General features: G+C 56.8%; 16 protein-coding genes and 1 riboswitch. Of the genes, 5 read left to right on the top strand and 11 right to left on the bottom strand.

The features are described from left to right. Positions 1-43: 43 nt before the first annotated feature. Positions 44-2,350 carry a Tex family protein gene (locus ACR0IO_RS12605; protein ID WP_480741976.1) on the bottom strand — a complete coding sequence of 769 codons (2,307 nt, stop codon included), beginning with the start codon at positions 2,348-2,350 and terminating at the stop codon, positions 44-46. Between the two features lie 174 nt (positions 2,351-2,524). Between ACR0IO_RS12605 and ACR0IO_RS12600 the strand changes: the two genes are divergently transcribed. Genes ACR0IO_RS12600 through ACR0IO_RS12590 form a run of 3 tightly spaced genes read left to right on the top strand, consistent with a single transcriptional unit; the run spans position 2,525 to position 5,608 of the window. After that, positions 2,525-4,000 carry a DUF4153 domain-containing protein gene (locus ACR0IO_RS12600; protein WP_480741975.1) on the top strand — a complete coding sequence of 492 codons (1,476 nt, stop codon included), beginning with the start codon at positions 2,525-2,527 and terminating at the stop codon, positions 3,998-4,000. After that, positions 3,978-4,655 (top strand): response regulator transcription factor, encoded by a 678-nt coding sequence (locus tag ACR0IO_RS12595; protein ID WP_155148504.1) that lies wholly within the window; start codon positions 3,978-3,980, stop codon positions 4,653-4,655. Before ACR0IO_RS12600 ends, ACR0IO_RS12595 begins: the two co-directional genes overlap by 23 nt. Next, positions 4,643-5,608: a sensor histidine kinase gene (locus tag ACR0IO_RS12590; protein WP_480741974.1), complete on the top strand. Its 966-nt coding sequence runs from the start codon at positions 4,643-4,645 to the stop codon at positions 5,606-5,608. Before ACR0IO_RS12595 ends, ACR0IO_RS12590 begins: the two co-directional genes overlap by 13 nt. A gap of 14 nt (positions 5,609-5,622) precedes the next feature. Here the strand turns inward: ACR0IO_RS12590 and ACR0IO_RS12585 are convergent, their stop codons facing one another. Further along, positions 5,623-6,546, bottom strand: a complete 924-nt coding sequence (locus ACR0IO_RS12585; protein ID WP_480741973.1) for a tyrosine-protein phosphatase — start codon at positions 6,544-6,546, stop codon at positions 5,623-5,625. Positions 6,547-6,650: 104 nt separating this feature from the next. On the opposite strand from ACR0IO_RS12585, the gene ACR0IO_RS12580 reads away from it, so the two are divergent. Next, positions 6,651-7,553: a LysR family transcriptional regulator gene (locus ACR0IO_RS12580; RefSeq protein ID WP_480741972.1), complete on the top strand. Its 903-nt coding sequence runs from the start codon at positions 6,651-6,653 to the stop codon at positions 7,551-7,553. Positions 7,554-7,633: 80 nt separating this feature from the next. Here ACR0IO_RS12580 and ACR0IO_RS12575 read toward each other — a convergent pair whose 3' ends face one another. The 7 genes from ACR0IO_RS12575 to ACR0IO_RS12545 all read right to left on the bottom strand — a co-directional run bounded on the left by ACR0IO_RS12575 (position 7,634) and on the right by ACR0IO_RS12545 (position 14,236). Continuing rightward, entirely contained in the window at positions 7,634-8,644 is a 1,011-nt protein-coding gene (locus ACR0IO_RS12575) for a FecCD family ABC transporter permease (protein WP_155148497.1), read from the bottom strand. 1 nt (position 8,645) lies between these two features. Next, positions 8,646-9,596, bottom strand: coding sequence for an ABC transporter substrate-binding protein (locus tag ACR0IO_RS12570; RefSeq protein WP_480741971.1), 951 nt, complete (start codon positions 9,594-9,596; stop codon positions 8,646-8,648). A 12-nt stretch (positions 9,597-9,608) separates the two neighbouring features. After that, positions 9,609-10,385, bottom strand: a complete 777-nt coding sequence (locus tag ACR0IO_RS12565) for an ABC transporter ATP-binding protein (RefSeq protein WP_170333510.1) — start codon at positions 10,383-10,385, stop codon at positions 9,609-9,611. Next, positions 10,382-10,738 carry a DUF1636 family protein gene (locus tag ACR0IO_RS12560; RefSeq protein WP_480741970.1) on the bottom strand — a complete coding sequence of 119 codons (357 nt, stop codon included), beginning with the start codon at positions 10,736-10,738 and terminating at the stop codon, positions 10,382-10,384. Before ACR0IO_RS12560 ends, ACR0IO_RS12565 begins: the two co-directional genes overlap by 4 nt. Positions 10,739-10,979: 241 nt before the next feature. Then, a riboswitch (cobalamin riboswitch) is annotated at positions 10,980-11,186 on the bottom strand. Positions 11,187-11,245: 59 nt separating this feature from the next. After that, positions 11,246-11,749 (bottom strand): hypothetical protein, encoded by a 504-nt coding sequence (locus ACR0IO_RS12555; RefSeq protein WP_480741969.1) that lies wholly within the window; start codon positions 11,747-11,749, stop codon positions 11,246-11,248. After that, on the bottom strand, positions 11,746-11,967 hold the full coding sequence (locus tag ACR0IO_RS12550; RefSeq protein ID WP_480741968.1) for a hypothetical protein: 222 nt from the start codon (positions 11,965-11,967) through the stop codon (positions 11,746-11,748). Before ACR0IO_RS12550 ends, ACR0IO_RS12555 begins: the two co-directional genes overlap by 4 nt. Positions 11,968-12,181: 214 nt before the next feature. Next, on the bottom strand, positions 12,182-14,236 hold the full coding sequence (locus ACR0IO_RS12545; protein ID WP_480741967.1) for an alkyl/aryl-sulfatase: 2,055 nt from the start codon (positions 14,234-14,236) through the stop codon (positions 12,182-12,184). Positions 14,237-14,539: 303 nt separating this feature from the next. Here ACR0IO_RS12545 and ACR0IO_RS12540 point away from each other — a divergent pair, with 303 nt between their 5' ends. Then, complete coding sequence (locus ACR0IO_RS12540; protein WP_480741966.1) at positions 14,540-16,225, top strand: hypothetical protein; 1,686 nt, start codon at positions 14,540-14,542, stop codon at positions 16,223-16,225. Positions 16,226-16,227: 2 nt separating this feature from the next. Here the strand turns inward: ACR0IO_RS12540 and ACR0IO_RS12535 are convergent, their stop codons facing one another. Continuing rightward, complete coding sequence (locus ACR0IO_RS12535; RefSeq protein ID WP_480741965.1) at positions 16,228-16,893, bottom strand: D-lyxose/D-mannose family sugar isomerase; 666 nt, start codon at positions 16,891-16,893, stop codon at positions 16,228-16,230. A gap of 17 nt (positions 16,894-16,910) precedes the next feature. Beyond that, the gene (locus tag ACR0IO_RS12530; RefSeq protein WP_480741964.1) at positions 16,911-17,837 is read right to left on the bottom strand and encodes a carbohydrate kinase family protein; all 927 of its coding nucleotides are present in this window, start codon (positions 17,835-17,837) and stop codon (positions 16,911-16,913) included. Positions 17,838-17,867: the final 30 nt, after the last annotated feature.

The following is a 17,867-nucleotide window of genomic DNA, read 5'->3' as shown; positions in this document are numbered from 1 at the left end:
CCTCTGGCACAGGAAAGGCAGAGGGTTTCTTAGTCAGTAGTCTTTATTGCTTTTTGAATGCGTCGCGCAGCGCGTCGCCAAGCGCGCTGTGCTGCGCATTATGGCCAGATTTTGCGTGTTGTGATGATCGTGGTTTTGAGTGACCATGTTGCTTCTTAGACCCGCGAGAGGCCTGATCCTCGCGTGCAGATGCACCGCCGTCCTTGCGCATGGTCAGCCCAATGCGTTTGCGAGGCACGTCCACTTCGACAACGCGGACTTTGACAACCTGCCCGGTTTTGACCACCTCATGCGGATCTTTGACGAACCGGTCCGCCAATTGGCTGACGTGAACCAGACCGTCCTGATGAACGCCAATATCCACAAAAGCACCAAAGGCGGCGACATTCGTGACTGTTCCTTCCAGCACCATTCCGGGTTTTAAATCCGTGATCTCTTCGACGCCGTCCGTGAAAGAGGCGGTCACAAAACTGGGGCGAGGGTCACGACCTGGTTTCTCGAGCTCGGCAAAGATGTCCCGCACGGTTGGCAGCCCGAATGTGTCATTTACAAATTGCTCGGCGCGCAGCCCTTTCAATGCACCGTCGTTCCCCATGATCTGGCGGATATCGCGCCCACAGGCAGCGACAACTCGTCGTGCAACATCATAGGCCTCAGGGTGAACCGAAGAGGCGTCCAGCGGTTCGGCCCCGTCGCGTATGCGCAGGAAGCCCGCACATTGTTCAAAGGCGCGTGGTCCAAGTCGGGTCACGTTCAGCAAATCCTTGCGTGATCCGAATGCGCCATTCAGATCGCGATACGTGACAATTGCGTCGGCAAGACCTGGGCCAAGACCAGAGACATGAGAGAGCAGGGGAGCTGAAGCCGTGTTCAGATCGACGCCAACTGCGTTCACCACATCTTCGATCACTGACTCGAGCGATTGTGACAGGCGATGTTGGTCCACGTCGTGCTGGTACTGACCGACACCGATCGACTTGGGCTCGATCTTCACAAGTTCTGCCAGAGGATCCTGCAGGCGCCGGGCGATGGACACAGCACCACGCAGGGACACGTCCAGATCCGGGAATTCACGCGCCGCCAGTTCTGAGGCTGAATAGACCGAGGCACCGGCCTCGGACACGACAACCTTGGTTGGCGCTTTCACCGTTTTAGGCAACAGGCTGAGGGTGTCTGCCACCAGCCGCTCCGTCTCGCGGCTGGCAGTGCCATTGCCGATGGCAATCAGCTCGATCTTATGAGCGCTGATCAGGTTCAGAATAGCAGCCTGCGCGCCGCGCAGATCGTTCTTGGGCTGAAATGGATACAGTGTATCCGTCGCGACCACTTTGCCGGTTGCATCGACTACTGCTGCTTTCACTCCGGTCCGAATACCGGGGTCCAGGCCCAACGTTGCGCGTGCCCCGGCAGGGGCGGCGAACAGTAAGTCCTTGAGATTGCGAGAGAAAACCTGAATTGCCTCATCTTGTGCGCGTGAGCGCAGATCAGCCATCAACTCAACCATCATCGACAGCGACAGTTTCACCCGCCAGGTCCAGCCCGCCACTTTGCGTAGCCATAGATCGCCCGGCTGATCGCTGCGCGTCTGCAGATGAGAGGCAACAATGGCTTCAGCTCTTGCCCCGCCTGCCTCGGGTTCCGGCGCGATATCCAGTGTCACGATCCCTTCTTTGGACGCGCGCAACATTGCCAGTGCGCGGTGAGAGGGAACCTTTGCCCATAGCTCGGAGTGTTCAAAATAGTCGCTGAATTTGGCGCCTTCTTTGTCTTTGCCCTCGATCAGCTTCGATGTTAGCAGGGCTTCGCTTTGCATGAAGTTCCGCAACTCGCCCAGCAAAGTCGCGTTTTCTGTCAGACGCTCGGTGATGATATCCCGGGCACCGTTCAGAGCGTCCCTTGTGGTTGGCACCGCTTCGGTCACGTAGGCTTCGGCCATCGTTTCGGGGTTTGCCGACCGGTCATTCAGGATTGCATCTACCAGCGGCTCCAACCCGTTTTCGCGCGCGATCATGGCCTTGGTGCGGCGTTTGGGTTTGTAGGGCAGATAGATGTCTTCCAACTGCGCTTTGGTATCAGCCTGCGCAATGGATTTGACCAGATCATCGGTTAGCTTTCCCTGATCCTTGATCGAGTTCAGGATCGTTTCACGCCGGGCCTCAAGCTCTCGCAGATAGGTCAGGCGATCAGCCAGCGTTCGTAGCTGGCTGTCATCCAGCCCGCCCGTTACCTCTTTACGGTAACGTGCGACAAAAGGCACGGTCGCCCCTTCATCCAGAAGCCTGACTGCGGCACCCACCTGCTCGGGTCGCGCGTTGATTTCCGTGGCGATAGTGCGGGCGATACGATCCAAAGGGGCCTCCTGAAATTCGGTTGGGAGAACTTCTTAGCCAGCAGGGCAGGGGAGGGAAAGAGCATCTGCCCGGCCCAAGAGAAAATTCGCCTTCTGCACAAATTCTGCACGACCGATACGCGGTGATCTGCACCTGTTCGGGCCAGACATGGTCGCACAAAAAAGGAGCAGATCATGGGACAGTATGTTGTACGGGGCGTTCCGGCCTCGGTGTTGCAAGACAGCTGGTGGCTGGACGAACCGGAAAATTCCCCGGACCGGTCTGATGGGACCACAAGTCCGAACAAGAAACTGGCCGGCGGTGCGCTCGCACTGTTGGTTGCATTGGCAGATGTGTTGTTTCTGGACTATGCGCCGGGGATTTCGCTGGCAGTGTTCGCGCTGGTTGTTGCGGGTTTAGTTTGGGTATTGCTGGGTCGGCGATCAGGTCTTTTTGGTCCGGCATTGCTTCTGATCCTCAGCGTTTTGCCTGTTGTGGAATATGTGCAGGCCTTGTCCATCGCTTTTCTGATTGGCGGATCGACAGTGGCGCTGTGCTGGGCTGTTTTGGGCAGCAGGCATGATCTGGGCGCTGCCGTCCGCCGGTTTCTGGGTCTGTGGCCTATTCTGGCTATCTGGCAATTGATCGGCGCGCTTCGCAATGGTCAGGCATTGCCTGACAAAGACAGAATTGGTCTGCAGTTTCTGCGGGCCTGGGCCTTTCCGATTGGGGGCGCTCTGGTTCTGGCGAGCCTGATGGTGTCGGCGAATCCCGTTCTGTCCGAATGGGTGGATGGTCTTTGGAGTTTTGATATCCGGTTTGAGCGGGTGCTGTTCTGGATTGGCGCAGCGATAATGATCTGGCCTGTCCTGGCGGTTGCGTCCCAGCCGGGAATACTGTCACCGAAGTCCGGACCTGCCAAACAGCGAAAGTTGCCAGCGATTGGACTGAACGCGCAGTCCGTGGCGAATGCGTTGATCCTGTTCAACCTTATGTTGGCGGTTCAGACCGTAATGGACGCCTTTTTCCTGTGGGGTAATGTCGAATTGCCCGACGGTATGAGCCATGCGGAATATGCCCATCGTGGGGCATACCCCCTGTTGGTAACTGCTTTGCTTGCTGGCGCATTTGCATTGGCCGCGCGGCCATATCTGACCGAGCGCAAAGGGTTGACCGGTTGGATGATGCTTTGGCTGGGGCAAAACGTTTTGTTGGTAATTTCGTCGATCCTGCGTCTGTCGATCTATGTGCAGGAATACGGTCTGACCTATCTGCGCATCCATGCGGCGATCTGGATGGGACTTGTTGCGGCGGGGCTTTGCCTGACTGCATGGCAAATCCTCAGGGGGCGGTCAAACAGATGGTTGCTGCTGCGATCTGCTGCCCTTGGACTTGCGGTCCTTTATGCGTGTTCGTTTGTGAATTTTGCCGCTGTGATCGCCCGAGAAAACCTGCGGCACACCGAACGATACGATGAGTACTATGTTTGCCAGCTGGGTCCGATGGCCTCGGCCGAGATTGCGGCCTCTGCGCGCCCGACGGGTTGCACGATTTATCCCCCGCATATTGCCAACTGGCGGGAATGGGGGTTTCGCGCGGATCGGGTGAGCCGTAGTCTGAACGCTGAATTGGGATCGGAGACTGGCTATGAAAATCCTCGTCGTGGATGACGACCCGCGCCTGCGCGAGCTGGTTTCCATCACATTGGAGCGCGCGGGATACCAGGTCGTTACTGCGCGCGACGGGCAGATGGCCCTGACCCATGCCATGCGGGAGGCGCCTGATCTGGTTGTTCTGGATGTTGGCCTGCCCGAGTTGGATGGGCTGGAGGTCTGTCGCAGGCTGCGTGCACGGTCGGACGTACCGATCCTGTTTCTGACTGCACGCGATGATGAGATTGATCGGGTGCTGGGACTTGAACTCGGCGCCGATGATTATGTCACCAAGCCCTTCAGCCCGCGTGAGTTGGTGGCGCGGATCAAGGCCATTTTAAAGCGCAGTACAGTCCGTGGTGCTGCAACGGTTCTGCGCTATGGACCACTTGAATTGGACCCGACTGGGCATTCGGCAAAGGTGGAGGGCGAAGCACTGACGCTGACCGCGACTGAATTGTCGATCCTGCGGCGCTTGATGCAAACGCCCGAGGCAATTGTTTCGCGGCCGCAACTGATCGACGCCATTTATGGTTCAGGCAGCCCTGTCTCGGACCGTACGCTCGACAGTCACCTGCGAAATTTGCGGCGCAAGCTGGGGGATCAGGGCTGGGCAAGTGCGATTGAAACCGTGCACGGCATCGGGTTGCGGATGGGCCAATGGCAAGGCTAAGGCGTAAATGGCGCCCATCTCTGAGTTTGGTTCTGGGTGGAGGATTGGCCGGAACATTGGCCTTGTCTTTGCTTGGCCTAATTGCCCTGCGTTATCTTGGCCCCGAGATTGGGTTTCGCAACGCTGCAATTCTGCTTGCCGTGTTGATTGGTCTGGCCACCGCATTTCTGGGATATTTGCTAGTACGTTTGTTGTTGAGGCCGATAACTGCACTGGCTGAGTATTCATCCGCTGTTCACAAGGGCGAATCTGCCTCGCCACCGGGTCATTACGGAACACAGGAGCTATCTCGCCTTGCGGGATCGGTTCTGGATATGGCGGCTACGCTGCAGAGGCGCGAGGCGTCGATCCGCAACTTCGCCGACCATGTGACGCATGAACTGAAAACGCCGGTTACAGCCGTGCGCGCCGCGGCAGAATTGCTGCAGGACGCAGAAGGGTTGGATGATCAGGATCGCGTCGTTTTGAATCAGATCATCGGTGCCAACGATCAGATGCAGACCCAGCTGCGCGCTTTGAATCGGGTCGCCGCGTCTCGTGTGCCCGAGCATCACGGGCAAACAACACTTGCGGAGCTGGAGGCGACACTGCGCGATGAGTTTCCTGAAATTGAGCTGACCATCGATGGTGCTGAGGTGCCGCAGCCCCTGGCTATTTCGGGCATGAAAGTGGTGTTTGGGCAGCTATTGGACAATGCGCGCCGTCATGGGGCAGGGCGGGTCAGTCTAACCTCGACCCCGGGGCGGGTAATCGTGCAGGATGACGGCCCCGGCATTTCCGAAGGGAACCGGGACCGTATCTTTGCGCCATTTTTCACCACTGCGCGTGAACAGGGTGGCACAGGAATGGGTCTGAACATTGCCTCAAATTTGCTGGCCGCACACGGTGCCCGGATCGATCTGGTTTCGTCCGATCAGGGCGCCCGGTTTGAAATCCGGTTTCCGCAGGCCTGATGCACGCTTATTGATCAGTTCTGGATTAGCAAGTTCTGCCGGATCATCTGAACCTCAGCGTCACTAATACCCAGAACATCACGACGATAGGCTTCGAATGAACCGTGTTTGTCGGTGATGGTCTGTAGCGATGCCTGGATCTGCTCGGGATGGGCCCCAAATGCGGGTTGGAGCGATTGAGGGCCTTTGCCAACCAACTGTTCCAGTTCGTCGAAAGTATAGAGATTTGTGGTCAGGTAATCGCGCATCACATCCTGTTCGGAATAGCCCAGCGTCAGCAGAGTGACCGCCGCCATATATCCGGTCCGGTCTTTGCCTCCGGCACAGTGAAAAAGCAGTGGAAAGTTCTGATCATCGGTCAGCAGATGCAGGAAACGTGAGACCTGGGGATCGAATTTGGTCGCAAAATCCCGGTAGCGATCGATCCGTACCTGCGGCAGGTCTACGTTATGATCATCCAGTAATTGATCGATTTCGTCGAACTTGCCATCGAACCACAACGGACGGATCTGTGCTGCAACTTCGACCGGCATGATCTTGGCTATGTCAGCGGGATCAGAGCCGATTGGCAGATTGACATCAAATTCGACCGTATCAAGCCGCGTGTTCGGGTGGGTTTCCAGCTCTTCATGCGAACGCAGGTCGACTATGGTTTCAATGCCAATGGCGGTCAGTTCTGAAACTGCATTCTCGGACAACTCATCCAGTTGATCCGAACGAAACAGCAGATTTGGTTTGATCCCGTTGTCGGGAGTGGTCAGCTGCCGAAAATTCCCAAGCCCTTCAACGGGATGTGTCACGGGAATGGTCTCGCACTCGGCCGGAACATCGATATCCAGCGAAGTCTGACATGCCGGCGATTGTGCAGCGGCCATGTGCCCGAGGGTAAGCAGGCTCAGTGTTGCTGCACCCAAGACCAGAAGAGGGGGCGTTCTCATTTGTGTTGTCCTCACAGCAAAGCCGATTCTTTCCGCGCCCTTTAACCAGACCTATATGTGATATAGAAAGTTAAACTCTATCGTAATTCCTGATGGAGTTTTCAATGTCTGATATCGATCAGCTTCGCGCGTTTGTTGCCGCCGCCGACTGTGGCTCATTCTCTGCCGCAGCACGTAATCTGGGCAAGGCTCAGTCCGTTATCAGCACGACGATATCAAATCTCGAAATTGACCTGAATCTGCCGCTCTTTGATCGAAAAGGCTATCGGCCGGTTTTGACCGAGCAGGGCATCTCGGTGCTGCGACATGCCAGAACAGTGCTGGAAAGCGTTGACGCCCTGCGTGGTCAGGCAGAAGCGTTGAACGGTGCGATGGAGCCTAGTTTTTCACTTTATGTCGAGGATGGGTTGCTGGTCGAACGGGTCAGAAGCTTAATTGCAGAACTGTCCGGGACCTTTCCCGGGATCGAGTTGAGCATCGAACAGCGACCAAGGGACATGATCCTGAATGCGGTCGAGAGTGGCGAGGCCAATGGCGCATTTGTAATTCAGGCACCGGAAGGGGAACGACATTATCAAAGCCGCGGCATCGGGTTTCAAAGGATTGTTCCGGTCTGTCGTGCCGATCACCCTCTGGCCGATAAGAAACGTGTCAGCCGAAGTGATTTGGCCTTCTACCGGCAGATCGTGGAAGGGTTGCCATCGTCAAGCATCCGACATTTCAGCCCGGATGTCTGGGTGTCCGTAAACCCGGATATTCGCAAGCAGTTGGTGAGCGATGGTCTCGGCTGGGCCGAGCTCCCGGTTACTACGGTCGAGCGCGATGTGCTGAGTGGCGAACTGAAGGTGATCGACTATGCGTTTGCGCAGAATGCGATCCTGAAAACCGTTGATTTTCTGACCTCAAATCCTTCGGTGGATGGTCCTGTCATGAGATGGGCAATTGAACAGATCAGCAGTTGGGATCAGCGCGCCTGGATCGGTGATCATCGGGTTGGCAGAAGATAGCCGAGCCCCCCGACTCAGCAGGCGGTCTGCAACAGAACACCCGCTGGTCGCCAATCATCCCATGTGACCGGTTCAACCGGTCAGCCACGCCTTCCTGATCTGAACAGGTAAATGAACACAAAGAGCGACCCGATCGATGTTGTCACGATACCCACGGGCAGTTCCTGTGGTGCCAGCAGAAGTCTGGACAGGATGTCCGAGAGGGTCAGCAGCACGGCTCCTACAAGCGCCGCCGTTATCAACAGGTTCTTGTGAAGTGGTCCGGCAATACCGCGTGCAATGTGCGGGACCATAAGGCCGACGAACCCGATCACGCCCGCCACAGATACAAACGCTGCCGTCGCCAAGGCTGCTGCAAAGAACAGTCTGTATCGCAGTCCTTTGACAGGTATGCCCAGAGTCGAAGCGGTGAAGTCTCCGGTCAGCAGCGCATCCAGCCATCGGCTGCGATAGAGCGCATAGGCTAGGATCAGGCCAAGTCCCGCAAGGACAAGGGGGAAGGTTTCCCACCGCGCCAATCCAAGCCCGCCCAGCATCCAGAAAATCACGGAATGGGCTGCGCGGTTGTCGCCGGCAAAGATCAGATAGTTGGTAATTGCCGAGAACAGGAATGAGACCGAAAGCCCGGCAAGGATCAGTTTTTCCGGTGCACTTGTGCGTAAGCTCTGCACCAAAGCCAGAACAACTCCGGATGCGATGAGACCACCGCAAAAGGCTGCAAGTGGTAAGGTCCAGATGCCCAGAACATCGCCGGTAACGGTGATAACCAGAACTGCACCCGCGGCAGCGCCAGAGGACAGGCCAAACAGAAACGGGTCGGCAAGATCGTTTCGAGTGGTGGTCTGAAGCACGACCCCGACAACACCAAGGCCCGCGCCGATGACAGCAGCAAAAAGAGCGCGTGGTAAACGCAGGTCGAACACGATCCGATGCAGCGGGGACATGTCGCCTTCGCTGATGCCAGTGCCAAGCGAAATGGCGGTCAGGACGTCCGCAACAGGGATCGGCGTGGTGCCATAGATTGTCGACACCAGCAAAAGGGCGACCAGAACGGCCGCCCCCAGCAGTGTTGTCCGGCCCAACGGGCCCATATCAGTTGATCTCGGCGTGCATTTCGCGCGCCATTTTCTCGATCGCTTCGATGTTTGCCGGTCCAGGTGTCAGCTCTTCGTAGCGCAGACCGATCCAGCGTTCATTCTTGACTGCGTCGGTCTGGGACATCACCGGATGCTCTTGCAGGAATTTGAAGGTATCCGCAGCGCCGTTGCCGGTCTGGTAGTCCAGCAGAACCAGGAATTCAGGGTTCGTGGCGGCGACGGCCTCCCACGAGGTGCGGCCCCAGCTGGTGTCCAGATCATGGGTTACGTTTTCGCCACCAGCGGCGGTGATCATCGCGTCAGGGATTGCGAACTTGCCCGCGGTAAAAGGCGCATCAGCCGGACCATCCAGCAGGAAGACGCGTGGTTTCGCCAGATCTGCGGTTTTGGCTTCGATGGCGGACAGCTGGCCCTTCCAGCCATCGACCAGAGCTTCGGCTTTGTCCTCAACATGCATGACTTTGCCCAGACGCAGAACGTCATCGAACAACAGGTCCATGCTGGCTTCGGGGCGGTCCTTGTTCAGGTGTACGCAGCTTTCGGTCAGGACCATGGTCTTGATACCGAACGGGGCCAGCGTGTCCGGAGTGACTTCGCCGCCGGGCTTCATGCCATAATACCACCCGGCAAAGAACAGATCGGGTTCTACCGCTACCAGATTTTCGACAGTGGGGTATTTCGGCGCCAGCTCGGGGATGTCACCGCGCAGCGTGTCGAATTCCGGGCTGGTCTTGTACCATCCGGTGATACCGGTCAGACCAACGATCTTGTCCTGCAGGCCAAGCGCAAAGGCCATGTCGGTCATGTTCATGTCGTGTACGACCAACCGTTCGGGCGTTGAGTCAAAAACAAGCGGTTCGCCGCAATTGTCTACGGTGACCTCATGTGCGGCCGCACTGGTGGCGAGGCCGATGATCAGCGCCACGGGCCAGAGTTTCAGGTTCATGGAAAGCTCCTGTCAGTTTGTAAGCTTGGTTTTTCGGATGTCGAGTGCGGGGATCACCCGGTCTTCGTGTTGAAAACACAGGTATTCGACGCCAAAGGTTTCGCGCACGCGCTGTGGCGTCAGGATGTTGCTGACCGGTCCAAAACCCGTCAGTCGGGTGGATTTCATCAACGCAACATGGGTGGCGAATTCTGGTATCATGACCAGGTCGTGGACGATCATGACCACGGTGATACCAAGATCGGCGACCAGCGAGAGCATGCGCCCCTTGGCGTCGGGATCCAGATGGTTGGTGGGTTCGTCCAGAAACAGCAGCGACGGGTTTTGGGCCAAAGCGCGCGCAATATGCGCGCGCTGACGCTCGCCTCCGGACAGGGTCGACATCTGCTTGCCTGCCAGATGATGCAGCTCGGTCAGGTCAAATATCCTGTCCAATGCCTGTTTATGTTCATCTGCAGATCGGTCGCCTTTGATGGGAATCTGCCCCAAGGCAACGTAATCTCTCAGTCGTAACCGTCCATCGGGCAACTCTTGTTGGCTTACAACAGCGATGGTCCGGGCGCGATCCTGAGGCGATAGCGATCGCAGGCTTTGACCGCGTATCAGTACATCCCCGAGCGCGATGGTTTCGACACCACATAGCAAGTTCAGCAGGGTGGTTTTGCCTGCGCCGTTCGGGCCTGCGATGGCCAGTACTGATCCCTCGTCCAGATCAAAGGACACACCCTGCAGCAGCACATCACCGTTCAATGCATAATACTCGAGATTTTCGGCAACCAGAAATGTCATGCCTGACCTCCAGACAAGATGCGCGGCATGCGCGACAAGGTTTTGGTGTAAAGGGCAGAGGGTCTGTCCGTAGCATTGGTCCAGCCGTCAGCGCTGTCCTGATATTGCCAGGCAAACGCGGCCAGCGCTTCAATGTCCTGCGCTGAACTAATGCGACCGAACAGGTATTGCGCTTTGTCCGCTGCCTGAAAGCCAACAGTCGTAGGATGTGAACAGCCAGCCATGCAGGAAACCCCTCGGATGGCGAAGCAGGACGGAAGCTTATCCGCAATCGCCGCTCGAAGCGCATCGGCACTGTCCGAGCCCTGACAGGTCTCGCAAATCAACAGGAAATGATCAGAGTTTTCTGGCATTACGCGCTCCACTTACTGTCAATCTGAATAATTAGCAATGTAATAACGTAACATAAAATTCACTGCAGGGCGTGTTTGCGAAGCGCCACCGTTGCCAATTCTGAAAACACAAAACGAAGGGTTCAGTTGCTTCCGGCATGGTCCGCTCCACTTGTTGCCAAGTGCGGACAGAAGGTGCCGTTTATGTACACACGCAGATTACGCGCCATCAAAGCCTCCTTCCAGGACGCCCCGCCCCGGGTTGGTTAAACATCTGATGGCAGGTCTCCTGACTTGCGGGTCTATGCTTGGCCAACCTTCCCGGCCTTTGGGCCAGTGGTCTTTTGGCTTCGCTCTCCGCCTACAGTTGCGGGGGCAGTCACGGCATTGGTACGCAGAACGCACCGCACCGTATTCCCATTTTCATCCCTCGGGCAAACCGTCGGGAACCATCTCGTGTCAGCTAGTCTGGTGTCGATAGCGTTGTCAAGCGCCAGCTGAAGGCTTGGTCAACGCGGGGATAGGTTTTTACTTCACGGCCCGAAGCATCGGCCGACGGGAGGTGTCGCCGCGTCTGTCGTTACCGGTCGGAAAGCGATTGGCAAGCGTCAGACCAGCCTGAATCAGATGGGCATCCGGATAGCCGCCGGTAACAAGGTTGACGGCATCGCGCGCTTCGGGCGTGTTGTCGCGCCGCATGTGATGCAGCATCTTCATCAGCGCAAGCTCATCGCATGTCAGTGACCCACGCTGTTCAAGGCAAAGCGGGTCGTTGAAGGCCAACCCCGCCGGGCGGCAATGCAACGTGACCTTGACGATTTTATAGATCAGATGAGCGATGTTCAGGCCCTGATCAACGCCCCAGCGTTCGATGGCCGTGGAATAGGCGTGTTGCCACGATTGCGTATCGGAATCGGCAAAACTGAGGATGAAGTGTCGCATAACAGGCAACAGTCCCAGCTCAAAATCATCGAAGTCTGGTCTGCCCGCAGCTGGTCTGTCGCCGTTTGATCCATAGACTGAAAAGCTCATGCGCGCTTCCTTTCAGAATTTGGGGAATGCGCCGACAGGCTGAGCACGTTTTCTGGCAGCTCATCTGCGGTCAGCTCTGTTTCCGGGCGGGGTGCGGTGGCATGTGCAGGGAACCGCAGGTCGGCTTCGATGGCCTCGCGGAGTTTCGGTTTCAATGCACATCCATGTCGGCTGGCAACAGCATCCATGGCCAGCAGGTCAGCAAGCGATTTTGTCATTATCTGGTTGTCTCTTGGTCAGCGTCGGGCAGGGCGGTGACCGGGCGTGAATCCAGAGAATCTGACTAGGTCGGTATTTAACTGACAAAAATAATCGGGAAAAGCAATGAGGAAAAGACGGACCGGTTGCGACGGCCCGTCTTCCGGCGGGAAAACCCGCCTTCCAAGGCGAAAGCCAACCCTGCGAACCCGAGTCAGCTAACTGATGGGGTTATCAGCCGCCGTTGGAATTCGCGAGCGCAGGCTGGGCAAAGTCGTTTGCCTCAGGGGTAAGATCCTGCGCGCCGGTGCCCGGCATCAGTTCGAAGCCAAGATCGAACTGATCAAGTGTCGAGGCCAGTTGTGCTACGATCTCGGTATCGCCTTCAGATTTGGCGGTTCCATCTGCCAGCATGTCGGTCAGCTTACGTTCGCCGGTCATGACCTTTTCCAGATCAGCGCGGTTCAGGCTGATCGACAGGTCGGCGTTTTCCGCAGTCTGATCAACGATATGGGTCAGGGTGGCGTTGCTCATTTCAACCACAATGTTCTCATCGCGATCGGGAATCGACAGGTTGATGGTGAACTCCATGTTTGCCGCTTTTTCGCTGTTGACGCGGATGCCGAGGAAATCCAGCCACATGGTGGTTTGCATCGCCTTGATCGTATCCGGACCGGTGGTTTCGATGGTGGCACCCTGTGGGATACCGTTGCGCAGTTCATAGGCCGCGCCCAGGAATGAGTTGCGGACCGACGGGCTTTCCTTCTGGTACCCGATCTGCTCGAACGCGTCGGCCAGCAGGTCCTTGGCAGCCTGGTTCTGCGGTTCGGCATAAACCAGTTTGTTGAGGATCTCGGTCGCCTCCAAATACTTGCCGGCATCGACCAGTTCTTGCCCTTTCGCCATGATCGGTTCGGCACCGCCCATCATCTCGACAAACAACGGAGCACTGTCTTCAGGCGAAAGCGGTGTCAGCGTGGTCGGGTTAGCATCCCAATACCCCAGATAGCGGTTGATAACCGCGCGGCTGTTATGCTCGACCGAACCGTGGTAGCTGCGCGCCGCCCATTGCTGTTGCAGACTTTCCGGCACCTCATAGACATTGTGCACCTCATTGATGGTGACGCCTTTGTTGGCGAGGTTCAGAACGCCGTTGTTGAGGTTGGCATAGGTATCGCGCTGCGCCCGCATCACTTCCTGAATGCGGTCATTGCCGAACCGTGGCCAGGAGTGAGAAGCAAACATCACCTCTGCCTCCTGGCCGAACTCGTACAACGCATCGTTGATGTGCTTAGACCAGCTCAGCGCATCGCGGACCAGTGCACCGCGCAGGGTGTAGATATTGTGGATCGTACCGGTGATGTTTTCCGCCGCCCAGAAGGCCTTGAGGTCGGGGAAATAAGTGTTCATCTCGGCAGGGGCTTCGGTGCCGGGGGTATTCTGGAAGATCATGCGGACACCATCAATGGTGATCTCTTCATAATCGTCCGAGACATAGCGGGTTGGCTCGATCAGGCCGGTGGTCCCGGCCGAGATGTTCTTACCGATCGACTGATCCACGTGACCATAGGGGTTACGCGGCAGCAGCACGCCATATTGGAAGAACAGGCGGCGGTTCATCACGTTGCCTGCATAGACGTTTTCGGACACCGCATGTTCCATGAAGCCAGCTGGCGCGATGACCTCTACACCATTTGCAACGTCTTCGTCATTGATGACACCACGGACGCCGCCATAGTGGTCAGCATGCGAGTGTGAATAGACTACGGCCTTAACGGGAAGTTCGCCGACCGTGTCGTTCAGCAGTTTCAGCGCTGCTGCAGCTGTCTCTTTCGAAGCCAGCGGATCAAAGATGATCCAGCCAGTGTCGCCCCGGATGAACGAAATGTTGGACAGGTCGAAACCGCGGACCTGATAGATTTTGTCATCCAGAATCTCGAACAGACCATAGTTCATGTTCAGGATTGCCTGACGCTGCAGCGACGGGTGGATCGAGTCGAATTCCTGACCTTCCTCAAGCAGGAAGTCGTAGCTGCCGATATCCCAGGCAACGATGCCGTCTTCGGTTTTGATCTGACGGTAGTCGGGGACGGCGATCAGGCCCTTGCTGCTTTCTTCAAAGTCGCGCTGATCTTCGAACGGCAGAGAGTCACGCATCAACTCTTGAAATTCAACGGTGAAGCGTGAGGGTGCTTTGCCCTTGGGGTCAAAATGCTCCTGCGCGATCGCGACGCTGGCAGTGAGGCCCAGCAGCGCGGTTGTCAGTACCAAAAAGTTTCGGCGTGCCATATTTAGGACGGCTCCTGTGGATGGTGGTGTCAGAATTCGTACGGGGCAGAAAAAGAAGGGGCGTCGCTGTGCTTATGTGCGGCGTACGTAAATGCATCGGTAGCGATGATGGCCGACATTCAGGCGCTCTCCTTGACCCCTTGAAGCTCGCCGAATTGGCAAACAGTCCGCCCGTCCTAGCCATCCGCATCGTTCCGTGAAGTGCGAACATGTTGCTACCTGCGAGGTAAACAGAGTAAGAGCCGTTGATCGCACACGGTAACTCACCGGTTTTAAAAGCTTTTAGTATTGGGGCTCTGACGAGTGACAATTTCGGAACAGGACATCCGCGAACAGCTTTCGCGCTTACTGAAGCACCCGGATTTTGCCGCGACGCCGCAACGCCGGGCATTCCTGACCTATGTTGTCAATGAGTATTTGGCGGGGCGCGCGGATCAGATCAAAGGCGTTTCGATCGCCATGTCGGTCTTTGATCGCGACGCGAGTTTCGATCAGCAAGTCGATCCGGTTGTCCGGCTCGAGGCGCGCCGGTTGCGTCAGGATATTGACGGCTATTATGCGGGCCCGGGACGGAATGACCCGATCCGGCTGTCGATCCCAAAAGGTGGATATGCCCCCCGATTTGAGCGCGTGGAAATCGTCGACCCGCATTCGCAGGATGATCCGAACACGAGCGTCGAACCCGAACAGCGTTTTCGCTGGCCATATCTGGTCGCAAGTTTGGGTTTGCTGCTCGGTTTGATATTGTTTGCAGTGGTTCAGATCACTCTGGCCCCCGGGCGCGATCCGGAATTGCCCAACGGACCGGTCATCGCTGTTCTTCCCTTCACATCACCAGATGAAGCTCAGGAAACGCTTGCAGATGGTATTACGCAGCAGCTGACCACCGAACTGGTGCGGTTTCGCGATCTCTGGATATTGCCGCTGGGTACTGTCAGCCGGTATCGCCAGCAGGAGATGGACCCACAACAATTGCGAGACGAGTTCGGGGCGGATTTCGCGCTGGAAGGGTCAGTGTTGGAAACCGGTGATCAAGTCATCCTCTCAGCGCGCCTGATCGATTTGAATGAAGGGCGTTATTCCTGGGTGCGCTCCTACACGGTCGGGCAGTCCCCGGGCGAGATCTATGCGGCTCAGGATCAGATTGTTCGGGATGTGACCGGTCAGCTGGCCGGAAAGTATGGGTTGTTGACGCAGAACGCGATGCAAACCGCTGCACGTACGCCGCCGGGAAATCGCGATGCCTATGATTGCGTGCTGGATTACTACAGCTATCAGATCACCATCAATCTTGAGCGGCATGGCGACGTACTGGCCTGCATTCAGAATGCGGTGAAACAAGACCCCGGTTATGCCGAAGCCTGGGCTGTGTTGTCGAACCTTTATCTGCAGCAGATCCGGTTCAACCTCGGGGGGGATCGAGCTGAAATTCTTGCGTCAGCGGATATGGCTGCGCGTAAAGCGATTCAGGCGGATCCCAATCTGGCCGCGGGTCATCTGATGTTGGCGAACATGCGATTTGTCACGGGTGATATCGTAGGGTTCAAACAGGCCGGTCAGGCAGCGGTTGCGCTCAATCCCAACGACGCGGCTGTTCTGGCCCATTACGGGATGCGGCTGGCGTTTGGAGATGATTGGGTCGAGGGGCTGGCCATCGTTGATCGGGCCATTGCGCTGAACCCCGTACACCCACACTGGTATCATTTTCCGCGCGTGTTCTATCTGTTCGATCAAGGTGAGTACGAAGAAGCCCTGACCGTACTTGACCGGATCGATATGCCTGGATTTTTCTGGACACATCTCTGGCGCGCGGCCCTGAGTGTCGAGGCCGGGGACCAGCAGCAAGCTAAGGCTGCGTTGGACAGATTACTGGAACTGCAGCCGGACATCGCGGCCAAAGCACCTGACATCTTTTCGATTTGGCAGCTGGATGAACCATTCAAACGCAAGCTGATGGATAGCCTGAACAGCGCCGGATTGGGAAGCTGACCCTAGTAGTCCGCCACCAGCAGAAAATCGGGTTCGGCATCTTCTTCGATGTTGGCGAAACGAGGGATCGGAGCTTCGAACACGTTGTCGGTGCGGTCATCGTTGACGGTTGAAACTTCGCCGATCAGACAATCGCCCTGTTCCGCCCAAAAGGCGTGCCAGATACCGGGCATCAATGTCACGCTTTGACCGGGTTTCAGGCGCAGATGCTCTCCGGGCTGGATGGTCACCGGGCAGGCATCACTTGGCACAACCACGGGATTGTCGCGATCAATCCCACCTTTCGCGTCAGATGCGTAGATCTCCATCACGAGATCGCCGCCACCACGGTTGATGATATCTTCGGCTTTGACGATGTGACGGTGCATAGGGGACAGCTGGTTCTCACGCGAAATCAGCAGTTTTTCGGCATAAAGCATACCGCGACCTTCGCTTAGGTCTTTCTCATTACCGTTGCGCAGGGTGAACAAAAACAGACCCAACTCGTCGAACTTTCCCTGCCCGTAGTCCGTGATGTCCCAGCCAAGGCTGCGTTCGCGAATTCCGGCGGCCTGTTCGCTGCGCATCTGATCCGGCGACCAGTCTGCAAATGGCGGCAGGACTGCGCCAAAGGAGTGGATGAAAGCTTGTGCGTCGGCCTTGATGCGATTGATCTCGGATCGTTTCATTTCTGGTCTCGTCTTTATCAGAGCTCGTGCGCCCATGGCGGGTTTGCCCCGGCGCGAGATACGGTGATTGCGGCCACTTCGGCCCCAAGGGTGAGCGCGGCATTCAGGTCTGCCGGCTTCATAGCCCGTAAACCTGCTTTGGTCAGATGGCCCGAGCGGTCCAGCTCGGCCAGAACACCAGCGTTGAATGTGTCGCCGGCACCAACCGTGTCCACAACCTGAACCGCCTTTACAGAAACCGATGTTTCCGATCCATCGGCCAGATAGCCTGATGCGCCTTCGCTACCACGGGTGACGATTACCACCGCTGGTCCGGCCTGGAGCAATAGTGGAACTTTCTCGTTCAGGCTTTCGGGGCCGGGGATGATCCAGTCCAGATCCTCATCCGATACCTTCACGATGTCAGCTTGGGCGATCATAGCGTTCAGCCGGGTGCGATAGCGGGTTTGATCCTTGATGAAACCCGGTCGGATATTCGGGTCCAGCATGACAGCACGCTCTGACCCATGTCGCTGCAGCAAAGACGCATAAGCATCGGCGCAGGGTTCACAGGCCAGACTAATCCCCCCAAAATAGAGCGCGGAGACCGCAGGCAATTGATCGGGCATATCATCAGGTCGCAGCATCCGCCCGGCGGTGTTTTCATCAACAAAATTATAGCGTGCCTGACCATCCTGTAGCTGCACAAACGCCAATGTTGTTGGCCGATCTGAGCGAATTACATGGCTCGTATCCACGTGGCTTGTCTGCAAAGCTTCTGCCAGTTGAATGCCGAACATGTCCGTGGAAAGACCGGTCAGCATTCCGGCCGGAACACCCAAGCGCCCCAAAGCGATGGCAGTATTGAAGATGGCACCGCCCGAATGAGGCACAAAGCCTTGTTCGCCTGAAACCGTAGGTGCGGCGATCATGTCGATCAGGGCTTCACCGCAGCATAAGATCATGCCGGGCTCCTTTGATTCTAATGGGTTTCA

It is taken from the genome of Ruegeria sp. CE12, from assembly GCF_056537525.1.
Note: the sequence above shows the minus strand (reverse complement) of the source record. Positions and strands in the feature narration are given on the sequence as shown.